The following is an 18,833-nucleotide window of genomic DNA, read 5'->3' on the forward strand; positions in this document are numbered from 1 at the left end:
GACCCCCCGGATCAATCGAGTGTGCGTTCGCCCGCTGCGCCCCTAGAGTGTGGGCTTCGCCAGGGGAGGGGAAACGATGCAGGCCAAACACATCAGACCGGTGGCCTACACGGCCGTGTGGGCAGCCATCGCGGCGGCGGCCGTCGCGTTCGGACCGGGCCTGATCCCGGACCGGGAGCCCGAGCGCGAGCCGGAACCGCAGGCGTACGCGGCGATCACGGACCTTCCCGAGGTGCTGATGCCCGACGGCACGACGATCGCGGTGGGGGACCCGGACGCCGAGACGGTCGTCCGCCTCTTCGAGGACCCGCGGTGCCCGGTCGTCGCGGACTTCGAGGCGAGCGGGGCCAGGGCGATCAGCGCGCACACGCTCCGGCACCGCACGCGCACGGAGTACACCTTGGCGTCCTTCAAGGACGACCGGCTCGGCGGAGACGGCTCGAAGCGGGCCGTCAACGCCCTGCGCGCCGCCCTGGACGCGCAGCGGTTCACCGAGTTCCACTCCGTCCTGATGGCGCACCAGGCCGAGGTCGAGGCGTCCGGCGGATACACCACGGAGCGTCTGCTGGCCCTCGCCGCCCTGGTGCCGGGCCTGCGCGGCGAGTCCTTCGACTCCGCGGTGTCCACCATGAAGTACAGCGCGTTCGTGACGGCCTCGCAGGCGGCCTACCAGGAGGCGGGCGACGACCCGGTGGGCCCGGGCACCCCCGCCTTCGCCATCAACCGCGTCCTGCTGGGCAGTGAGGAGTTCGACGACTTCTTCGACGAGGGCAGCACCGCGAAGGTGCTGAGCGTGGTCGAGAAGACGCCGGAGGCCCTGTCGCGGAGGGCCCGCTAGGACGGTCGGCGCAGGGGCCGGGGCGCCTCCCACACCGGCTCCGGCACCAGTCGGCCGCGGCGACGTCCGTCCGCCGTGTCCGGCGGCGGGCCACCCTCCCCCACACGGTGCCCGGGAGACAGCAACTCCCGGAACACCCGGGCCGAGTCCGGGTTCTCCTCGCACTGCCACACGCCGTGCGGGCAGTAGTCGGTGATGCTGTGGTAGACCGGCCGGTGCTCGTCGATCCAGGCCAGCATGCGCCGCACGTACTCCGGATTGTCGCCGTTGCGGAACAGGCCCCATTCGGGGTACGAGATCCGCTTGCCGTGCGCCTCGGCGAAGTCGACCTGCTGCTGGAGCCCGTAGGGCTGGGTGACCTGCTCGTCGAAGGTGTCGCCGGGCGGCTGGTCGTAGCTGTCCGTCCCGATGATGTCGACCACGTCGTCGCCGGGGTAGCACTTGGTCCACGCGATGGCGTCACCCCCGCGGTTGGGGGCGAAGTCGAAACGCAGCCGCTGCCCCTTCACGGAGCGCATGGCGGCCACGATGCGCCGCCAGTACCTCTTCCAGTTCTCGGGGTCGGGCCGGCAGCGGTGCGTGTAGTTGAAACCGTTCATCTCCCAGCCCAGCACGAGCACCGTGTCCGGCACCCCGAGGCCGACCAGGCGTTCGGCCAGCCGCCGGAAGTGCTGGTCGTACTCCCCGCGCGCGCCGGCGCGCAGCAGCTCGGCGACCCGGCCGTCCGGCACGCCGGACTCGTTGTGCTGCACCATCGGCACGTTCAGGACGAACAGCCGGTCGGCCCCGGCCCTGCGCCACCGCGCCCAGCTCCGCAGGGAATCGGGCGCCCCCTCGATGTTCGCCCAGGTGTCGCCGGGCAGGTACGTGTGCCCGGCGCGCAGCTCGGCGCCCCCGAGCCAGTCCGAGAGCTCCCGCATCCTCTCGACCCCGGGGGAGCCGTAGTGGAGGTAGGCGCCCACCGCGACGTCGGTCCCGGTGTCACGACCGGGCCCCCGGTGCGGGGGCGGGGCGTGCACGCCTCCGGTGACGAGCAGGCAGACGGCGAGCGCGCTCGTGCAGGCGCCCGCCAGCCAACGGCCCCGATGGGACATGACGCCTCCACGAGCTTCGTGAGCCGATGCATCAGGCTGCGACGGTAGGCAGGTGATCCGCTCCCCGGCCCGTCCGGTGCCCCGATGATGGGCCATTCGCGGCGCCGGACCCCTCGGCATTACCCGATCGGGTGAACGGGCGCATGGGGGTGCGGCCACCTCGCGGTCGGGGCGGCCGCACCCCACCCGTCACAGGCCGCGCGTCAGCCGGTCGGTGAGCAGCCGGGTGAAGCGGGCCGGGTCGGGCAGGTCACCGCCCTCGGCGAGGAGGGCGCTGCCGTACACGAGCTCGGCGATCTCCGGCAGCGCGGGATCGTCGGCGTTCGCCGCGTGCGCCGAGCGCAGGGCGCTGATCAGCGGGTGCGCCGGGTTCAGCTCCAGGATCCGCTTGACCGGCGGCATCTCCTGCCCCATCGCCCGGTACATCTTCTCCAGCGTCGGAGTCATGTCGTGGGCGTCGCCGACGATGCACGCCGCCGAGGTCGTCAGCCGCGACGAGAGCCGGACCTCTTTGACCTGGTCGGACAGGGAGCTGGTCAGCCAGGGCAGCAGCGCGGCGAACTCCTCGTCGCGCCGCGCCTCGGCCTCGGCGTCCCCGTCGCCGTCGGCGGCGTCACCGAGGTCGACCTGCCCCTTGGCGATGGACTGCAGACGGTGGCCGTCGAAGGCGGGGACCTGGTCGGCCCAGACCTCGTCGACGGGGTCCGTGAGGATCAGGACCTCGTACCCCTTGGCCGCGAACGCCTCCATGTGCGGGGAGTTCTCCACCATGGCGCGGGTCTCGCCGGTCAGGTAGTAGATCGCGTCCTGGCCCTCCCGCATCCGCTCGACGTACTCGCGCAGGCTGGTCTTCTTCGCCTTGTCGTGCGTGGAGTCCGCCGACACCAGCTCCAGCAGGGCCTCGGTGTTGTCGGTGTCCTCCAGCAGGCCCTCCTTCAGCACCCGGCCGAACTGGTCCCACAGCTTCGCGTACCGCTCGGCGTCCTTCGTCCGTACGCTCTTGAGCGCGCCGAGGACCTTCTTGACCAGGCGCCGGCGCACGCTGCGGATCTGCCGGTCCTGCTGGAGGATCTCGCGGGAGATGTTCAGGGACAGGTCGTGCGCGTCCACCACCCCCTTGACGAAGCGCAGGTAGTTCGGCATCAGCGCTTCGCAGTCGTCCATGATGAACACGCGCTTGACGTACAGCTGCACGCCGCTCTTGCTCTCGCGGGAGAACAGGTCGAACGGGGCCTGCGAGGGGATGAACAGCAGCGCCTCGTACTCGAAGTTGCCCTCGGCGCGCATGTGGATGGTCTCGGCCGGATCGAGCCAGTCGTGGCTGATCTGCCGGTAGAACTCGTTGTACTCGGCCTCGGTCACCTCGCTGCGCGGCCGGGCCCACAGCGCCTTCATCGAGTTGAGGGTCTCGACCTCGCGCGTGGTGACGTCCTCGGCGTCGGATTCCGTGTCGGAGCCGGACTCGGAGCCGGTGCCGGCACCGCCGGTGGTCCGCTCGACGGCCATGCGGATCGGCCACCTGATGAAGTCCGAGTACTGCTTGACGATCTGACGGATCTTCCGCTCGGCCAGGTAGTCGGCCAGTCCGTCCTCGCTGTCGACGGGCTTGAGGTGCAGGGTCACCGAGGTTCCCACGGGCAGGCCGTCGACGGCCTGGATCTCGTAGGTGCCCTCGCCGTCCGACTCCCACTGCGTTCCCGAGGCGGTGCCGGCCCGCCGGGTGCGCAGCGTGACCTTGTCGGCCACCATGAACGCCGAGTAGAAGCCGACGCCGAACTGCCCGATCAGGTGCTGCGCCGCGGCGGCGTCCTCGGCCTCCTTGATCTTCTGCAGCAGGCCGGCGGTCCCGGACTTGGCGATCGTGCCGATCAGCTCCACGAGCTCGTCCCGGCTCATGCCGATGCCGTTGTCGCGGACGGTCAGCGTACGGGCGTCCCTGTCGGCCTCCAGCACGATGTGCAGGTCCGAGGTGTCGGCTCCGAGGTCCGGGTCGGTGAGCGACTCCAGCCGCAGCTTGTCCAGGGCGTCGGAGGCGTTCGAGATCAGCTCGCGGAGGAAGATGTCCTTGTTCGAGTAGATCGAGTGGATCACCAACCGGAGCAACTGACGGGTCTCGGCCTGAAATTCCAGCGTCTCGACACTGCTGACCACTCTTATGGCTCCTTAGCTATCGGGTGAAAATGCATGATAAACGGGCCCCGCCCGCCCGTGGGCCGGATCAGCTGTGGGCGAGCGGAGCCGGCCGGCGCACGGCCCCCGAATGCCGTCACCCTGGTGGGATACCGGCCCGAGGCGGGGTAGGCGTCGTGCATGAACACACATGCCTTCGACCCCTCGCCGCAGGCCCGGAAGACGTCGGCACTGGACACGGCGGCGTCCTGGTGGCTGACCTCCCTCGACCGTCTCGAACGGACCACGGCGGCCGATCCGGCCATCCGGGTCCTGCAGCGGACGATCCGCGCCCTTCCGCTGGGCCGGGCACGCGAACTGCTGCGCGGCAGGCCGCTCGGCCATCCGGTCCACCCCGTACTCGTCCAGGTGCCGATCGGCTGCTGGCTGTCGGCCGCGGTGCTGGACGCCGTACCGGGGGCGCAGCACGCGGCCACCACCCTCACGGCCGTCGGACTGGTGGGCGTCGCCCCGGCCGCGGTCGCGGGCTGGGCCGACTGGGCGGACCTCCCGCCCGAGCAGGCCCGGGTCGGACTGGCCCACGCGGCCACCAACGCCGTGGCGGTGACCTGCTACGCGATGTCCCTGGGGGCGCGTCTGTGCGGCCGGTCCGTACGGGGCCGCCTGTGGTCGGCGGCGGGCCTGACGGCGGTCGCCGTGTCGGGCGCCCTCGGCGGTCACGTCGCGTACCGGCAGGCCGTCGGAGCGGACGCCGTACCCCTTTGACCGGCCCGGAGCGGGCGGCTGACCGGCCCGGAGGGGGCGGCGCGCGCATCATCCGGCCGTGACGGGCCAAACGTCCATCATGAAGAGACGATGCGGTTCAGCCGCACGCGGCGCGCGGCCCCTGCCGCTCCTGCTCCTGCCGGTACAGGCGGCCCTGATGGCCGGCCTGGGATGGCTGGTCACCGGACCCGCAGCCCACCACTGGCCGCTGTCGGGGGAGCCGGGCGCGGAACGGGCACTGGCGGACCACCGCTCCGCCCCGGCGACCGGGATCTCGGGCTGGTTCTCCGTACTCGCCGGGACCGAGGCCGTCATCGGGGTGGCGCTCCTCTGCGTCGTCGCCCTGGTCCTGCTGCCCGGGGCCGCCCGCCGCGCGGACGCGCTGTTCCTGGGGGCTTCGGTGGCCGCCCAGTCGGCGGTGTTCCTGGTCGTGACCGCGCTGGTGGCCCGTCCCCGCCCCGCCGTGCCCCGGCTGGACGGGGCGCCTCCGACATCGAGCTTCCCCTCCGGGCACGTCGGCGCCTCGCTCGCCCTCTACGGCGGCCTGGCCGTACTGGCCTTCCTGCGGATGCGCGGCCCCTGGAGGCACGCCGTCGCCGGAGTGCTGCTGCTGATCCCGCTGGCCGTCGGCATGTCCCGGATGTACCGCGGCATGCACCACCCCAGCGACGTCGCGGGCGGGCTGCTCAACGGCGCCCTGACCCTGCTCATCGTGGGATGGGCCTTCCTGACCGGGCGCCGGACCGGAACGGAGCCGGAGCCGGGGTCGGAGCCGGAGTCCGGGTCCGCGCCCGGGCCGCGATCCGCGCCGGAAGCTCCGCCCGCCCTCGCCGGTGGCACCGTCCTCGTCGTGCGCCATCCCCTGAACTGCCCGGACCGGCTCGCCGACCGGGTGCGCGCTGCCCTGCACGCCCGGGGCCACCGGGATCAGCAGTGGCTCCTGACCTCCGCCGAACGCCCCAGCGCGGACCTGGCCGAGCGGGCCGCCGCCGGTGACCCCGCCCTCGTGGTGGTCTGCGGAGGCGACGGCACGGTGCGCGCCTGCGCCGACGTCCTGGCCGGTACCGGGATCGCGATGGTGCTCGCCCCCTGCGGCACCGGGAACCTGCTGGCCCGGAACCTCGGCCTCCCCCTGGACCCGGTCGGCGCCCTCACCGAGTCCCTGGCCGGCGACAGCTTCGGGATCGACGTCGGCCGGATCCGGGGCGACGGCCTCCCGCCGACGCGGTTCACCGTCATGGCCGGGGCCGGTTTCGACGCCGCCATGGTCCGCGACGCCTCGCCGCGGCTGAAATCCCGCATGGGCTGGGCCGCGTACGTCCTGTCCGCCGTGCGCCACCTCGGCGACCCGGGCGTGCGGCTGACGCTCCGGATCGACGGAGGACGCCCGCGCCGGCGCCGGGCCCGCATGGTGGTCATCGGGAACGTCGGCGCCCTCCAGGGCGGCCTGCCGCTGCTGCCGGGGGCCCGGCCGGACAGCGGACGCCTGGAGGTGGTGCTGTTCGACCCCCGAGGCCCCTTCGGCTGGTTCACGACCGCCGGACACCTGGCCCTGCGCCTCCTGCGTCCCGGCGCCCCCACGCCCCCGGGACGCACCGCGGCCGGGGGAGCACTGGAGTACTTCAGCGCCACCCGCGTCGACGTGCGGTGCGCCGTGCCGCAGCCGCGCGAGCTCGACGGGGACGCCGTGGCCGACGGCGCCGGGTTCACCGCCGAGATCGAACCGGGGGCCCTGCGGATGTACCTCCCGGGGGCCCCCGGCGCCCCGGCCCGTCCGGCGGTTCCGCGGGGACGGCGCGAGCAGGCGGGGCGGACCGGGCGGACCGGGCAGACCCTGCGGACCGGGCGGACCGAAGAGGAGGGGAGTGGGGATGGGCACCGCGAAGCGGGTACCGCAACAGCACGACGTGGACGGTGAGGAACTGTCCGCCGACGAGGCCTGGACCGCACTGCGCCGCTACGGCGGCTGGAGCCTGGCGCGCGACTCCTTCGTCCGCTTCCGCTACGCGGACGGCTTCAGCCACGCCCGCGCCCTCGGCCTCCAGACGGTGCTGTCCCTCGTCCCGCTGGCCATCGCGGCCGTCGGCCTGTCCGGCGTCCTGCACACCGAGGACATCGGCCGCATCGCCGAACTGACGATCCGCGGGCTCAGCAGCGGCCCCAGCCTGCCCGTGGTGGACGACGCCCTCAGCGAGAGCCGGCGCCACGCGGGCACCGGGGGCCAGACCGCCCTGTGGCTGGGGCTGGCGTTCTCGCTGGTCAACGTCACCACGGGACTCTGCCAGGTCGAACGGGGCGCGAACCGCATCTACGGCAACGAACGCGACCGGCCGTTCCTCGCCAAGTACACCCGCGGCCTGGTGATGGCGTTCCTCGCCGGATTCCCGCTGGGCCTCGGCTTCATCGTCACCGTGCTCGGCAGCCACCTGACCCGGGCCCTGGCCGAGGTCTACGCGCTCGCTCCGAGCACCGTGCGGGCCTGGGACCTGCTGCGCTGGCCGGTCGGCGTCCTGCTCGTCGTCCTCGCCACCAGCGCCATATTCCGTCTCTCCCCGCGCCGCAGCCAGCCCGGCTACACCTGGCTGGCGTTCGGCGCCGTCGTCTATCTGGTGCTCTGGATCCTGGCCACCTGGGGCCTGAGCCTGTACGTCGGCGCGAGCGGCTCGTTCACCAGCGTCTACGGGCCGCTCAGTGCGATCGTGTCGTTGCTGATCTGGTCCTATCTCACCTCGATGGCGCTGTTCCTCGGACTCGCCTTCGCCGCCCAGCTGGAAGCCGTACGCGCGGGAGTGCGGGAGCCGGTCACGGCCGATCCCGGAGTCTGACCGCACGACCAAAGGAGCCGTCCCCATGTCACGACCCACCGAGGCCGCCGGCCGCACCGGCCGCCCGCCCCGCCGCTTCCCGGGAGCGTACGCCGGAGCCGACGCCGCGTTCGGGGCGCGCCTGGTGCTCGTCGTCGCCGCGACCGCCATGGCGGCCGTGCCGTTCGCCCTCGCCCTGGTCCTGGTGGTGTCCAGGTGGGCCCCGCTGTACCGCCTGGACCAGGCCACGGCCGAGCGGCTGCACGCCACCGCGCTGGGGCATCCCGGCTGGGTGCGCGTCCTGCAGTTCCTGACCGGCGTCGTGTGGGACCCGGTGACCATGCGGCTGCTCGTGGCCGCCCTGGTGATCTGGCTCGCCGCCCGCCGGGCCTGGCGGCTGGCGGCCTGGGCCGCCGTGACCGCGGTGGCGAGCGGGCTGATCGGGCTGCTGGTCAAGACCATGGTCGAACGGGCCCGCCCCAGCCTGCCGGACCCCGTCGCCCACGCGCCCGGCTTCTCCTTCCCCTCGGGCCACGCCATGACGGCGACCACCTCGTGCGCCGTCTTCCTGCTGGTCCTGCTGCCCCTCGTGCCGCGCGCCTGGCGGCCGCTGCCGTGGGCCCTGGCCCTGATCTCCGTGGTGGGCGTCGGCTACACCCGGGTCGCGCTCGGGGTCCACTGGGTCAGCGACGTCGTGGGCGGCTGGCTGCTCGGCCTCGCGCTGGTGACCGCGACGGCCCTGGTCTTCGAGGTCTGGCGGGCGGACACGGGCCGCTCCCGCACGCCGGTCACCGAGGGCCTGGAACCGGAGCTCACCGCCCCGGACCCCGAAGCCCCCCGCACCGGCCGGCGCACCCCGTGATCCGCCGCGTTCGCGGTCGGGGCCCGGGGCGCGCGGACGTACGTACGCTCCGTCAGGCGGCGGCGGTGCGGCGACGGCGCGCGGCCGGGCTCACGACCCGGTCCAGGGCGAAGGCGCCCGGACCGGTGAACACCAGCAGGAGGAAGGCCCAGCAGTACATCGCCGCGGCCTCGCCGTCGTTCTGGATCGGCCACAGGGCCCTGCCCTGGTGCACCGAGAAGTAGGCGTACGCCATCGACCCCGACGCGACGAACGCGGCGCTGCGGGTGCCCGCGCCGAGCAGCACCAGGACGCCGCACACGAGCTGGATCACCGCCGCGTACCACCCCGGCCAGGCCCCGGCGGCCACGGCGCCGCCGCCACGGGCCCCGCCCAGCACCCCGAACAGCGAGGCGGCGCCGTGGCAGGCGAACAGCAGGCCGGTGACGATCCGGAACAGCCCCACGGCGTACGGCTGGGCGGACGAAAAGCGCTCGGTCACGGGGAACTCCTCTGCGCTGCGGAGGAACGCACTGTACTTCCGCTTCGTCGGCACGCGGTCCGCGGTCGCGGGCGCCACGCCGTCGCCGATGACCTCCGCCACCGGATCGGCGGGCAGGGCCGGCCCCCGGGATCAGTTCATGACCAGGACCCGCGTGTTCGGTACGAGCTTGCGGTTCACGCTGGTGCTCTGCACGAAGATGGTGAAGTCGTCGTTGTGGTCCGGCTTGAGACGGACCTCGCTGTCCGGCAGGCCGAGCAGGGCGCGCGCCTCGGGCCCGGAATACACCCGGTCCGTCTTCTTCTCCAGTACCGCGATCTGCTTGCGCGCCTGGACCTTTTCCGACTTGCTCAGCTGATAGAACGCGCAACCGGTGCGATAGGTGTGCCCGGATTCGACGACCCATTCCTTGATGGCCGCTTCGCGGGCCACGGGAACGAGCTGGTATTCCGACGGATCCACCGGAGCGAGACCGGCCGCCTGGATGGACTTCGCGTTGACCGCCTCCGCACCCGCGGAGAACACCTTCCGCGATCCCCGGATTCCCTTGGTACGGCCGACCATGAAGTTTTCGGTGGCCTTCAGGATGACCTGCCCGGCCTCTTCCAGCCCCTGGGTGCTCGTGGCGTCCCAGATGGCGATGTTGTCCTTCGGGAAGCCGTACCGCATGGCCTCGCGCTTGCCCATCTGGTCCGGCACGAGCACGGCCAGCGTCCAGTTGTCCGCCTGCGTCTCGATCATCGTGGCCACCGCCTGCACCAGCTCGGCGGGGTTGCTGCTCGGGGCGTCGGGGCAGTGGTGGCTCGTGTTCTCCTGACCGTCGGTCAGCACGAAGGTCAGGAAGCTGTGGTCGCCGTAGAGCTGGGCCGTCTGCGCGAGTTCGCGCTGGGACTTCAGGGTGGCGGCCAGCAGGGCCGTGCTTCCGCCGGCGCGGTACATCTGCTTCAGGGACGGCATGCGCAGCACGTCCTTGTCGTAGATGACGCACTCGACCTTGTTCGCGAAGGCGTACACCGTCACGCGGGTTTCCTGGTCCAGTTCCTGCGACCGGCGCGCCAGATAGGAGATTTGCTGATCGGCGACTTCGATGACCTTGTCGCTCAGGTGTGACATGGAAGAACTGGCGTCCAATACCAGGGCGACGTGATTGATGTAGTTCTGGTTTCCGGCCATGACGGCTCCCCCTCGTTTTCCCGAACTGGATGCTCCGATCCTCCCACCCACCACTGACAATCGGGCGCGGCGCGGGGAGGGATGGGCACCTGCGGACAGCCGTGAACAGCTCCCGCCCCGGCCGGCCCTGGAAAGTGGACAGCCCCGGGGGCGAGTCTGTGCGTGCCGCCGGATGACCGGCAACGCCCGTTCCACGCAGCACACTTCACCCTGGAGACCCGCCATGAAGCCCCTGCTCTTCGAAGACGACCCGCAGTTCTGGTACGAGACCCTGCGGGCCATCGGCCACGCCGCCTACGGGGGCTCCGACTTCGGCGAGGTGATCGCCACCGCCCAGAAGATCACCGCGGGCGACTACGACAGCTGGTACGAGCAGTGGTCCGCCACCGCCGAGCGCACCGCCGCCCAGGCCGACACCGCACTGGCGGGCGGTCACCGGATCAGCGCCCGCGACGCGTACCTGCGGGCGAGCAACTACTTCCGGTCCGCGGAGTTCTTCCTGCACGGCAACCCCGACGACCCCCGGATCGGGGCGGCGTACGAACGCGCGGTCGGCGCCTTCCGCGAGGCGGCCCGCCTGTTCGAGCCGCGCGTCGAGCCCGTCGAGATCCCCTTCGAGGGCACCGTCCTGCACGGCTACTTCTACCGGGCCCCCGGTGACGCCCCCGCCCCGACGGTCATCATGCACAACGGCTTCGACGGCTCGGCCGAGGAGATGCACTTCTTCGGCGGAGCGGCGGGAGTGGAACGCGGCTACCACGTCCTCACCTTCGACGGCCCCGGTCAGCCCGCCGCCCGCTTCCGCGACGGCCTGCCCTTCCGCCCGAACTGGGAGACCGTCGTGACGCCGGTCGTCGACTGGCTGATCGCCGAACGCCCCGAAGCCGACCCCGAGCGCATCGCCCTGCTCGGCCTCAGCATGGGCGGCGTGCTCGCGCCCCGCGCCGCCGCGTTCGAACACCGCCTGGCCGCCGTCGTCGCCGTCGACGGCGTCTACGATCTCGGTGACATCAGCACCCAGCAGCTGCGGATGCCGCGCGCCGAGGCCGAGGCCCTGCTGCGCGCCGAGCACGCCCCGGAGGCCGACGCCGCCTTCGAGGCACTGATGAAGACCAATCCGACGATGCGCTGGGCCATGACCCACGGTACGTACGTCATGGACGTCCGGACCCCGCGCCAGTTCCTCGCCTCCTACCTCGACTACACCCTGGCCGACGGCGTGGCCGAGCGGATCACCTGCCCGACCCTCGTGTGCGACGCCGAGGACGACCTCTTCTTCGCCGGCCAGGCCGAACGGCTCTACGAGCACCTCACCTGCCCCAAGACCCTCGCCCGCTTCACCGTCGAGGAGGGCGCGGGCGCCCACTGCCACACCGGAGCCCAGCGGCTGGCCATGGGCCGCATCTTCGACTGGCTCGACACGACCCTGCGCCCCTGACCGCCCCTGACCGGCCCGGCCCGGCCGCCCCGGCGGCGCGGGCCGCGCCGCCGGCCCCGAGGGCGCTACCAGTCCAGCACCGTCTGGGCGAGGGACGCGGCCTGGGCGTGGCCGGCCCGGGCCGCGTCGGGGCAACGGGCCACGGCCGTCAGGTCGCGGCCCATGGCGCGCCGGGAAGCCCGGTCCGGGGTGATGAGGGTGACGCTGCTCCCCTCGGCGACGAGCTGGGCGGCCTGCCGCCCCGCGTGGGGGTGCGGCCCGACCGCCGCCGGGACAGGGGCCACGGCCAGCACCCGGCGGTGGCCGCGCGCCAGGTGGATGTTGGCGGTGCTGCGGGAACCACCGTCGATCCACCGGGTTCCGGCGGCGTGAACGGGCGGCAGGACGAGGGGGACGGCGCAGCTCGCGGCGACCGCCTGCGGGAGGGTGAGGGGCGAGGACGCGTCGAAGACGTGCAGGTGCCCGACGCGGGCGTCGACGGCGGTGATCCGCAGCGTGCGGTCGGGCCACGCCCGGACGCCGCGCAGCATCCTGGTGACGAGGCCGAAGAGGTCGGACTCGGGCCCGGTACGGGCGGCCAGGGCCGCTCGCCCCAGTCGGCGTACGGAACGCTCCGGGTCCCGCGACCCGCGCGCGGCCCACAGGTACCGGAGGGTCTGGGCGAGGGTGACGTTCAGCTCCACCCGGTCGTCACCGGCCAGCTGGCGCGCGTAGAGCTCTCCGGCGGGTTCGCCCGAGGCCAGCCGGGCGCCGAAGATGGCGCCCCCGGAGGTTCCGATGACGGTGCCGGTCCGGGTGAGGTCGAGTCCGACGTCGGAGAGGCCGGCCAGGACTCCGGTCATCCAGGCGCCGCCGACGGGGCCGCCGCCGCCGAGTACGAGAGTCGGGTCGTCGTTCATGCCACACCCCTGGGAGCTCAAACGGGGAGGGCTCCCCATTTCCTGCCGCGAGGCTACCATCCGTACCGGGGAGCAGTCCCCGGTACGGCCCCGGCATGTCCGTGGGCCCGGGTCGAACCCCTGTCCGACCACACGCCCGTCCGTGGCTCGGGGGGAGTGCCCGCGCGCGGGTGCGCGATCATTGCGGGTGGACGGTCGGACCGGTCGGCAGGGGAGAGCGCGTGGCGGGCATGCAGGACACCGTGAATGCCACCCTCGCGGGGCTGATCGCGGCCGCGCCGGAGGAGCAGACCGGCGCCCTGTGGCGGCTGCGCGCGGCCGGGCGCCAACTGGACGCCAACCTGGTGCGGCTCCCGCCCGCCGCGGAGGTCGCCGCGCACACCGAGCCGGATCTCGACGTACTGCTCCTCGTGATCGAGGGCGGCGGATTCCTCACCCTCGACGGCACGGCGTGGGACCTGGTGCCCGGCTCGCTCACGCTCCTGCCGCGCGGAGCCACCCGCGCGCTCCGGGCCGGCCCCGACGGCCTGGTCTACCTCACCGCGCACCGCAGGCGCGCCGGGATGAGCATCGGCCGTCCTCCCGGCTCAGAACCCGACACGCAGCAGTGCCGGATCCACCAGGTGTGCGGCCAGTGCCGACGGCACGCGATAGAGGTCGACGCCCGCTACTGCAGCCGCTGCGGCGCCCCGCTGGCACCCCCCGCGACAACCGCCTGAGAAAGGACCGGGAAGCCGCCGGAGAACCGGAATTCTTTTGTCCGTCGCACGCTCCCGGACCGGCGTCACGGGTGCATGCGGGAACCCTTGACGATTTTGTCCACCACATTGCGCGGCCCGTACACGGCCATCCCGACGAGGTCCAGCCGGTCCCGGGGCACGGCCCGGACGGCGGCGCGGTTGTCCCGGTCGTTGCCGGTCGCGAAGAGGTCGGCGGTGAAGACCGACAGGGGCAGCCCCCGGGCGACGGCCCGCTGGTGGGAGGCGGTCAGGGCCTGCCCGCCCGCCTCGAAGACCAGGACGGGCTGGCGGAACATGGGCAGGTAGTCGGTGCCGTCGGCGTCCGCGTAGGGCTCACCGATGACCTCCGGGACCTTGCGGCCGATTCCACTCACCAGAAAAGCGGTCATGTTGAGGCGCTGCCAGGTTTCGAGGTCGTCGCGCAATACGACGGCGATCTTCGTCTCGAAACGCACGAATTCAGTCACGGATTCCATATACCGGATTCAACACCGGTGACCCGCAGCGAGTCTTGTACGATCTTTGCATGGCTGATCCGCCGCAGATCCGCGCCTGGCGTCCGTCCCTGGCCGGAGTCGACGAGGTCTTCCACGCGCGCATGACCGACCACGTCTACCCCATGCACGCGCACGACTCCTGGACCCTGCTGATCGTCGACGACGGCATGGTCCGGTACGAACTGGACCGGCACGAGCACGGAGCCCTGGACCGGACGGTCACCCTCCTCCCCCCGCACGTCCCGCACAACGGACGCTCCGTCACCGACGGAGGCTTCCGCAAAAGGGTCGTCTACCTGGACGCGACGCAGTTGGGGTCCGATCTCGTCGGCCTGGCGGTGGACAACCCCGTCCTGGACGACATGGGACTGCGCCAACGGATCCACCAGCTGCACGGCGCCCTCGAACAACCGGGTGACGAGCTCGAAGCGGAGAGCAGGCTGGCACTGGTGTCGGAACGCCTGCGCGACCACCTCCGGCGAAGCGTCGGGGAACGCGGCCGGGTCCGCGACACGGGCACGGCCCACCGCCTGCGCGACCTCCTCGACGAGAGGTACGTCGACGGCGTGAGCCTCCAGGAGGCCTCGTCGGCACTGCACGCGCACCCGGCGCACCTGGTCCGGGTCTTCAGCGGCGCGTTCGGCATGGCCCCCCACCAGTACCTGACCAGCCGCCGCGTCGACCTGGCCCGCAAGCTCCTGCTGACGGGCATGCCGGCGCGCACCGTGGCCGGCGCGGCGGGCTTCTACGACCAGTCCCACCTCACCCGCCACTTCACGCGCGTACTCGGCACCAGCCCGGCCCGCTACGCCCGCAGCGGCCGCCCCGACCCGTCCCGTCAGAAGCTGTAGGCGGCCCCCAGGGAGGCGAACTTCTCGCCGCGCTCGCGCATCCGCCGCTCCGAGTACTCCACCAGCCACGGCTTCTCGGCCAGTTGGGCCGCCACCTCCTCGGCCACCGCCCGGGCCCCCTCCGCCTCCCGGATGTCCAGGCGGTCCATCATCAGGTTGTCGTGCAGATAGCGGTACAGGACCAGGTCGGACAGCCCGTGCGGGTTGAGGTCGGCGCGGATGGCCCGCTCCCGCCGGGCCGGCACGGCGGTGAAGCGCTCGTGATCACGGGGGAGGGGGCCCGGGACGCCGTAGCCGGCGAATCCGGTGAACTCGACGCGGACCCCGTTGAACCAGCCGACCCGGACGCCCTTGCGCAGACAGAAGTTGAAGGCCTCCGCGAGCTTCTCGACGATCGGCTCCCCCCGGTCGTTCAGCGAGGTGTTGCACAGCATCGGCACCCCGGTGGCCTCGTGGAAGGCGGTCAGCAGGGCGTGGAGGGGCGGATTCTGCTCCGCCGTCACCGACTGGACGCGGGCCGAGTGGTCGAGGTGGGCGACGGCCGGGATCCGGTCCCGCACGGCCCCGCGGATGGTGAAGGTCTCCAGCATGTACGGGGACGGCCGGCTGTTCTCGAACCAGTCCGCCAGGTGCTCCTCCAGCACCACCGGGGCGACCGGGCGCCACCACTGCCGCTCCTTGAGCCGGTTGAGCTCCTCCTTGGCCGCGTACGTGGTGGGATCGGCCAGCAGGCTGCGGTTGCCGAGCGCGCGCGGGCCGATCTCGGAGCGGCCGTGGAACCAGACCACGGGACCCGCGCGCAGGTCCCGTACGGCCGTGGCCGGGCCGGCTTCACCGGCCGAGGCCACGAACGGGGCGTGCGCGGCCAGGACCTCGTCCAGGGCGGTGTCCGCCCCGCCGAGGTAGGGGGTGGGGAAGCGGAAGTCGAAGCGCCCGCCCGGGCTCTTCTTGTGGAACGCGGCCAGGGCCATGCCGATGGACTGCCCGTCGTCCCCGACGCAGGGCGGGGCCAGGAGACGCCGGAAGCCGTACCTGTCCATCAGGTGGCTGTTGGTGGGGCAGTTGAGCGCGTACCCCCCGGCCAGGGCCAGGATCGTGTCGGCCGGGGTGAGCCCATAACGGGCCAGCGCCTCCTCGACGTTGCGCTCCATGATCCGCACGGAGATCGCCTGGACCTCCTTCATCACGGCCCCGGCGAAGGACTCCTCGTCCGTGAACCGCGGATCGCGCACGAGGGTGTCGGCGACCTGGCGGGCGATGTCGTCGAGCGCGGCGGCCGGGACCGTCATGGAGGTGATGTCGTCGAAGGCGTACTGCCCGAGGACGGCCTCCCGGTCGCAGCTGCCGTGGGCCTTGGTCGCCCCGGCCAGCGCCATGAGCGTGCCCTCGCGCAGGTGGAAGCGGTCCTTGGCGGCCCCGTAGAGGGGGCCCGGCGACTGGACCGGGAAGACGCTCATCTCCCCGCCTCGCACGACGCAGCCGGTGAACCACTTGTCCGTGATCGCGCGCTCGACGACGAAGTCGGGGCCTCGGTCGACGGCGAACCCGAGGACGGTCTCCTCGTGGAAGACATCGCTGTCCAGGAGGACGGCGCTGTAGAGGTGCGCGAGGCTGTGGTAGGCGAGCGCGGGATGCTCGGCGCCGAGGTGGTAGTCGTCGACGGTGTCCAGACCGGGCGTGCCCCAGATCTCCACCATGTCGGCCCGGGACAGACCGTGTTCGGCGAGCCGGGCGTCCACGAACCCTTCGAGGTGGTCCTGGTCGAGGAAGGGGGTGCGGTGCTGCTTCTGGCCGCTGATCCGCTCGACCTCCCAGTGCGCCAGCAGACTCACCCGCGTGCCCTCCTTCTGCCAGAGGGAGAGGTTCGCATCGTGGCGGTAGGTCACGTTCAGTACGCGTTGCAGGCCGACCGGGTTGAGGTAGGCAGACAGGTAGTAGCCGTCCTTCATGGCCTCTCCATCGGGATGGGCGGGGGCCGCCGGCCGGGTCGGCGCGTGAGGGCGAGGACCACGCCGTAGCCGCCGCCGGGGCTTTCGAAGGCCTCGCTCAGGGCCCAGCCGGAGGGCGCGAGGAGTTCTTCGAGTTCGGGCAGGGAGCAGTAGAGGTAGTCGAAGTAGGGGCCGGCGAGGGCGCCCGAGCGGATGCGGATGCGCAGCTGGCCGGCCATCCGTCCGGCCCGCCGGTTCGCCTCGTGGTAGTCGGTGTGCACCCGGTCCGTGGAGGCGTACGGGTCGCGCCCGGTGGCCAGGAGCCGCGCCCCGGGGGCCGCCACCCGGGCGAACTCGGCGAGGGTGCTCGCCGCCCGGGCCCGGCCGCCGAGCAGGCCGAGGTTGGCCCCGAGCGCGAGCAGGGTGTCGAACGCGCCCTCGGCGCAGGGGAGGTGCTCGGCCGAGCCGAGCAGGGCCGGCAGCGCCCGTTCCCGGCACACCGCCACCGCGCCGGGGGAGGAGTCGACGGCGGTGACGTCCAGGCCCTCCTTGAGCAGGTGCAGGGCGTGCCGGCCGGCCCCGCAGCCGATGTCCAGTACGGCTCCCCGCGCGCGGGCGGTCAGCAGGCGCTCCCGTTCGGGCCAGTCCTCGAAGGGGGCGAAGTATTCGGCGGCGTCGCAGACCCCGACGAAGCCGTCGGAGCGCTCGATGACCTCGAAGACCGCGCCGGGCTCCGCGCGGGCGGCCCAGCAGCGGCGCAGCAGGTGGCCGATGGCATCGCCCGCGACGGGTTCCGCGTGTGCGAGGGGGGCTTCCATGGCGGTCCTCCGCGGACGGAACGGAAGGGAACGGGACGGGAGGGGATCAGGCGAAGGTGAGGGCGCCCTCGCGCGCGAGGCGCCGGCACAGCAGGACCAGCGAGGCCGTGTCCAGGCCGGCCGCCCCGAGCGTGCCGGGGGTGAAGGCCCCCTCCGTCGACGCCAGTGCCATGAGGGCCTTCTCGGTGTGGAGCGGGGTCCGCAGTTCGCGGCGCCCGAAGACGGTGTGCACCCGCTGTTCCCCGCCGCGCACCCGCAGCGGCGTGGTGCGGCGCAGCTCGCTGGCCGCGGTGATGCCGTCGGCGGCGGCGATGGCCGAGAACCGGCCGGTCGCGAGGGTACGGGCCGGCGGCCGGGCGGATTCCAGGTGCCGGTCGAGCAGGTCCCGTACGTCGGTGTCCGCGAGGGCGGCCGCGAACCGCGCGAGGGCGGGCCCGATCCGCTCCGCCATCTCCGCGGCGCCGTCCCGGGGCAGGGGGATCGGGCCCGTCAGGCCGGTTTCCTCGCAGAACCGCTCGAAGCTCCGCTCCAGCAGGCGGCGGGCGACGGCGTCGTACCGCGGGACGTTGAACTGGACGGTCTGGTGGATGGAGAGGCCGCCGTCCCCGGAGGTCCTGGCCATGTGCGGGGTGCCTTCGGGCACGTAGAGCATGTCACCGGGGCGCATGGTGAGGGTGCGCACGCCCGCGTCGGGGTCGTTCTCCCGCTCCCACAGGGAGGGGTGGATCTCCCAGTGCTTGGTGCCGTGCGTCTGCATGACGATGATGTCGTGCGGGTCCGCGTGCAGCGAGAAGGCCTGGGAGCTCGGCGGGGTCACGAAGAGGATCACCCCGCAGCGCAGGTGCGTCTCGTCCTCGAACCGCCGGCACATCGCGCGCAGCGCGGGGACGTACTGGTCCACCTGATTGAGCGTCAGGGAAGCCCCGGCGGCCAGGTGCTGGGCGACCTTGACGGGGTCGGGGGAGCCCTCGGAGGCGAGCGTCATGATCCGCCGTACGTCGGCGGTGCTGCCGACGCTGCGCGTCCTGGGCTGCTCGCCCACGCTCATGTACGTGGAGGGGGGCAGGTTGCGGCCCATGCTGCACACCCAGAGCTGGGAGACGCGCAGGGTGCGCGAGTCGATGAGCTCGTCGATGTCCTCGATGCCCAGCAGGCCGGAGATGTCGGCCACGCCGGTCCGGTGGAGGGGCCGCCGGCCCCAGGAGTCGCCGATCGTACGGACCAGTTCCGCGGCGACGCCGGTGCCGGGCGGGTAGCCCAGCGGGCCCAGGACCGCGTCGTCCGACGGCGCGTCGACGGTTTCGAAGTCTGTCTCTGCGAGTGGCTGCTGCACGGCCCCTTCTTCCACTTCTCCGACGGTCGGCCCGGTTCCGGAAGGACTGCGGGGGCGTGCCCGGCGCGCCGCTGCGGGCCGGGCACGCGCAGGGGTGCGGTGGTCCCGGGGGGCCACCGCACCGTCCGTCACTCGTCGGTGTAGGACGCCGACTCGTGCGCGATCGTCGTCGGTACGGCCTC

General features: G+C 72.7%; 17 protein-coding genes. 8 read left to right on the plus strand and 9 right to left on the minus strand.

What is annotated here, in order from left to right:
- Positions 1 to 76: 76 nt before the first annotated feature.
- On the plus strand, positions 77 to 838 hold the full coding sequence (locus ACFYYT_RS25185) for a thioredoxin domain-containing protein (RefSeq protein WP_351826032.1): 762 nt from the start codon (positions 77 to 79) through the stop codon (positions 836 to 838).
- Here ACFYYT_RS25185 and ACFYYT_RS25190 read toward each other — a convergent pair.
- Both ACFYYT_RS25190 and htpG read right to left on the minus strand, forming a co-directional pair.
- Positions 835 to 1,932, minus strand: coding sequence for a glycosyl hydrolase (locus ACFYYT_RS25190; protein WP_351826033.1), 1,098 nt, complete (start codon positions 1,930 to 1,932; stop codon positions 835 to 837). The two genes, ACFYYT_RS25185 and ACFYYT_RS25190, sit on opposite strands and share 4 nt — an antisense overlap.
- A gap of 189 nt (positions 1,933 to 2,121) precedes the next feature.
- Complete coding sequence (htpG, locus tag ACFYYT_RS25195) at positions 2,122 to 4,083, minus strand: molecular chaperone HtpG (RefSeq protein WP_351826034.1); 1,962 nt, start codon at positions 4,081 to 4,083, stop codon at positions 2,122 to 2,124.
- Between the two features lie 159 nt (positions 4,084 to 4,242).
- On the opposite strand from htpG, the gene ACFYYT_RS25200 reads away from it, so the two are divergent.
- The 4 genes from ACFYYT_RS25200 (at position 4,243) to ACFYYT_RS25215 (ending at position 8,493) form a co-directional block, all read left to right on the plus strand.
- Complete coding sequence (locus ACFYYT_RS25200) at positions 4,243 to 4,827, plus strand: DUF2231 domain-containing protein (RefSeq protein ID WP_351826035.1); 585 nt, start codon at positions 4,243 to 4,245, stop codon at positions 4,825 to 4,827.
- A 157-nt stretch (positions 4,828 to 4,984) separates the two neighbouring features.
- Positions 4,985 to 6,745 (plus strand): diacylglycerol kinase family protein, encoded by a 1,761-nt coding sequence (locus ACFYYT_RS25205; protein ID WP_351826036.1) that lies wholly within the window; start codon positions 4,985 to 4,987, stop codon positions 6,743 to 6,745.
- The gene (locus tag ACFYYT_RS25210) at positions 6,699 to 7,652 is read left to right on the plus strand and encodes a YihY/virulence factor BrkB family protein (RefSeq protein WP_351826037.1); all 954 of its coding nucleotides are present in this window, start codon (positions 6,699 to 6,701) and stop codon (positions 7,650 to 7,652) included. The genes ACFYYT_RS25205 and ACFYYT_RS25210 overlap by 47 nt, the downstream gene beginning before the upstream one ends.
- Positions 7,653 to 7,677: 25 nt before the next feature.
- The gene (locus ACFYYT_RS25215) at positions 7,678 to 8,493 is read left to right on the plus strand and encodes a phosphatase PAP2 family protein (RefSeq protein WP_351826038.1); all 816 of its coding nucleotides are present in this window, start codon (positions 7,678 to 7,680) and stop codon (positions 8,491 to 8,493) included.
- A gap of 52 nt (positions 8,494 to 8,545) precedes the next feature.
- On the opposite strand, the gene ACFYYT_RS25220 is transcribed toward ACFYYT_RS25215, so the two are convergent.
- Together ACFYYT_RS25220 and ACFYYT_RS25225 are read right to left on the minus strand one after the other, a co-directional pair.
- Positions 8,546 to 8,974, minus strand: a complete 429-nt coding sequence (locus ACFYYT_RS25220; RefSeq protein WP_351826039.1) for a DoxX family protein — start codon at positions 8,972 to 8,974, stop codon at positions 8,546 to 8,548.
- A 132-nt stretch (positions 8,975 to 9,106) separates the two neighbouring features.
- Entirely contained in the window at positions 9,107 to 10,147 is a 1,041-nt protein-coding gene (locus tag ACFYYT_RS25225) for a vWA domain-containing protein (protein ID WP_351826040.1), read from the minus strand.
- A gap of 223 nt (positions 10,148 to 10,370) precedes the next feature.
- Here ACFYYT_RS25225 and ACFYYT_RS25230 point away from each other — a divergent pair, with 223 nt between their 5' ends.
- Positions 10,371 to 11,585, plus strand: coding sequence for an alpha/beta fold hydrolase (locus ACFYYT_RS25230; RefSeq protein WP_351826041.1), 1,215 nt, complete (start codon positions 10,371 to 10,373; stop codon positions 11,583 to 11,585).
- A 65-nt stretch (positions 11,586 to 11,650) separates the two neighbouring features.
- Here the strand turns inward: ACFYYT_RS25230 and ACFYYT_RS25235 are convergent, their stop codons facing one another.
- Complete coding sequence (locus ACFYYT_RS25235) at positions 11,651 to 12,484, minus strand: patatin-like phospholipase family protein (RefSeq protein WP_351826042.1); 834 nt, start codon at positions 12,482 to 12,484, stop codon at positions 11,651 to 11,653.
- A gap of 230 nt (positions 12,485 to 12,714) precedes the next feature.
- Here ACFYYT_RS25235 and ACFYYT_RS25240 point away from each other — a divergent pair, with 230 nt between their 5' ends.
- Positions 12,715 to 13,203, plus strand: coding sequence for a hypothetical protein (locus ACFYYT_RS25240; RefSeq protein ID WP_351826067.1), 489 nt, complete (start codon positions 12,715 to 12,717; stop codon positions 13,201 to 13,203).
- A gap of 65 nt (positions 13,204 to 13,268) precedes the next feature.
- Here the strand turns inward: ACFYYT_RS25240 and ACFYYT_RS25245 are convergent, their stop codons facing one another.
- Positions 13,269 to 13,691, minus strand: coding sequence for a DUF2000 domain-containing protein (locus ACFYYT_RS25245; RefSeq protein ID WP_351826043.1), 423 nt, complete (start codon positions 13,689 to 13,691; stop codon positions 13,269 to 13,271).
- A gap of 59 nt (positions 13,692 to 13,750) precedes the next feature.
- Here ACFYYT_RS25245 and ACFYYT_RS25250 point away from each other — a divergent pair, with 59 nt between their 5' ends.
- Positions 13,751 to 14,572 (plus strand): AraC family transcriptional regulator, encoded by an 822-nt coding sequence (locus ACFYYT_RS25250; protein ID WP_351826044.1) that lies wholly within the window; start codon positions 13,751 to 13,753, stop codon positions 14,570 to 14,572.
- On the opposite strand, the gene ACFYYT_RS25255 is transcribed toward ACFYYT_RS25250, so the two are convergent.
- The 3 genes from ACFYYT_RS25255 to ACFYYT_RS25265 are packed head-to-tail and all read right to left on the minus strand — an operon-like array spanning position 14,560 to position 18,651.
- Positions 14,560 to 16,521: a carbamoyltransferase C-terminal domain-containing protein gene (locus tag ACFYYT_RS25255; RefSeq protein WP_351826045.1), complete on the minus strand. Its 1,962-nt coding sequence runs from the start codon at positions 16,519 to 16,521 to the stop codon at positions 14,560 to 14,562. The genes ACFYYT_RS25250 and ACFYYT_RS25255 overlap by 13 nt on opposite strands.
- On the minus strand, positions 16,518 to 17,318 hold the full coding sequence (locus tag ACFYYT_RS25260; protein ID WP_351826046.1) for a class I SAM-dependent methyltransferase: 801 nt from the start codon (positions 17,316 to 17,318) through the stop codon (positions 16,518 to 16,520). The genes ACFYYT_RS25255 and ACFYYT_RS25260 overlap by 4 nt, the downstream gene beginning before the upstream one ends.
- A 46-nt stretch (positions 17,319 to 17,364) precedes the next feature.
- On the minus strand, positions 17,365 to 18,651 hold the full coding sequence (locus ACFYYT_RS25265; protein WP_351826047.1) for a JmjC domain-containing protein: 1,287 nt from the start codon (positions 18,649 to 18,651) through the stop codon (positions 17,365 to 17,367).
- Positions 18,652 to 18,833 lie beyond the last annotated feature (182 nt).

The organism is Streptomyces sp. NPDC002032 (genome assembly GCF_042890765.1).
Classification (GTDB): Bacteria; Actinomycetota; Actinomycetes; order Streptomycetales; family Streptomycetaceae; genus Streptomyces.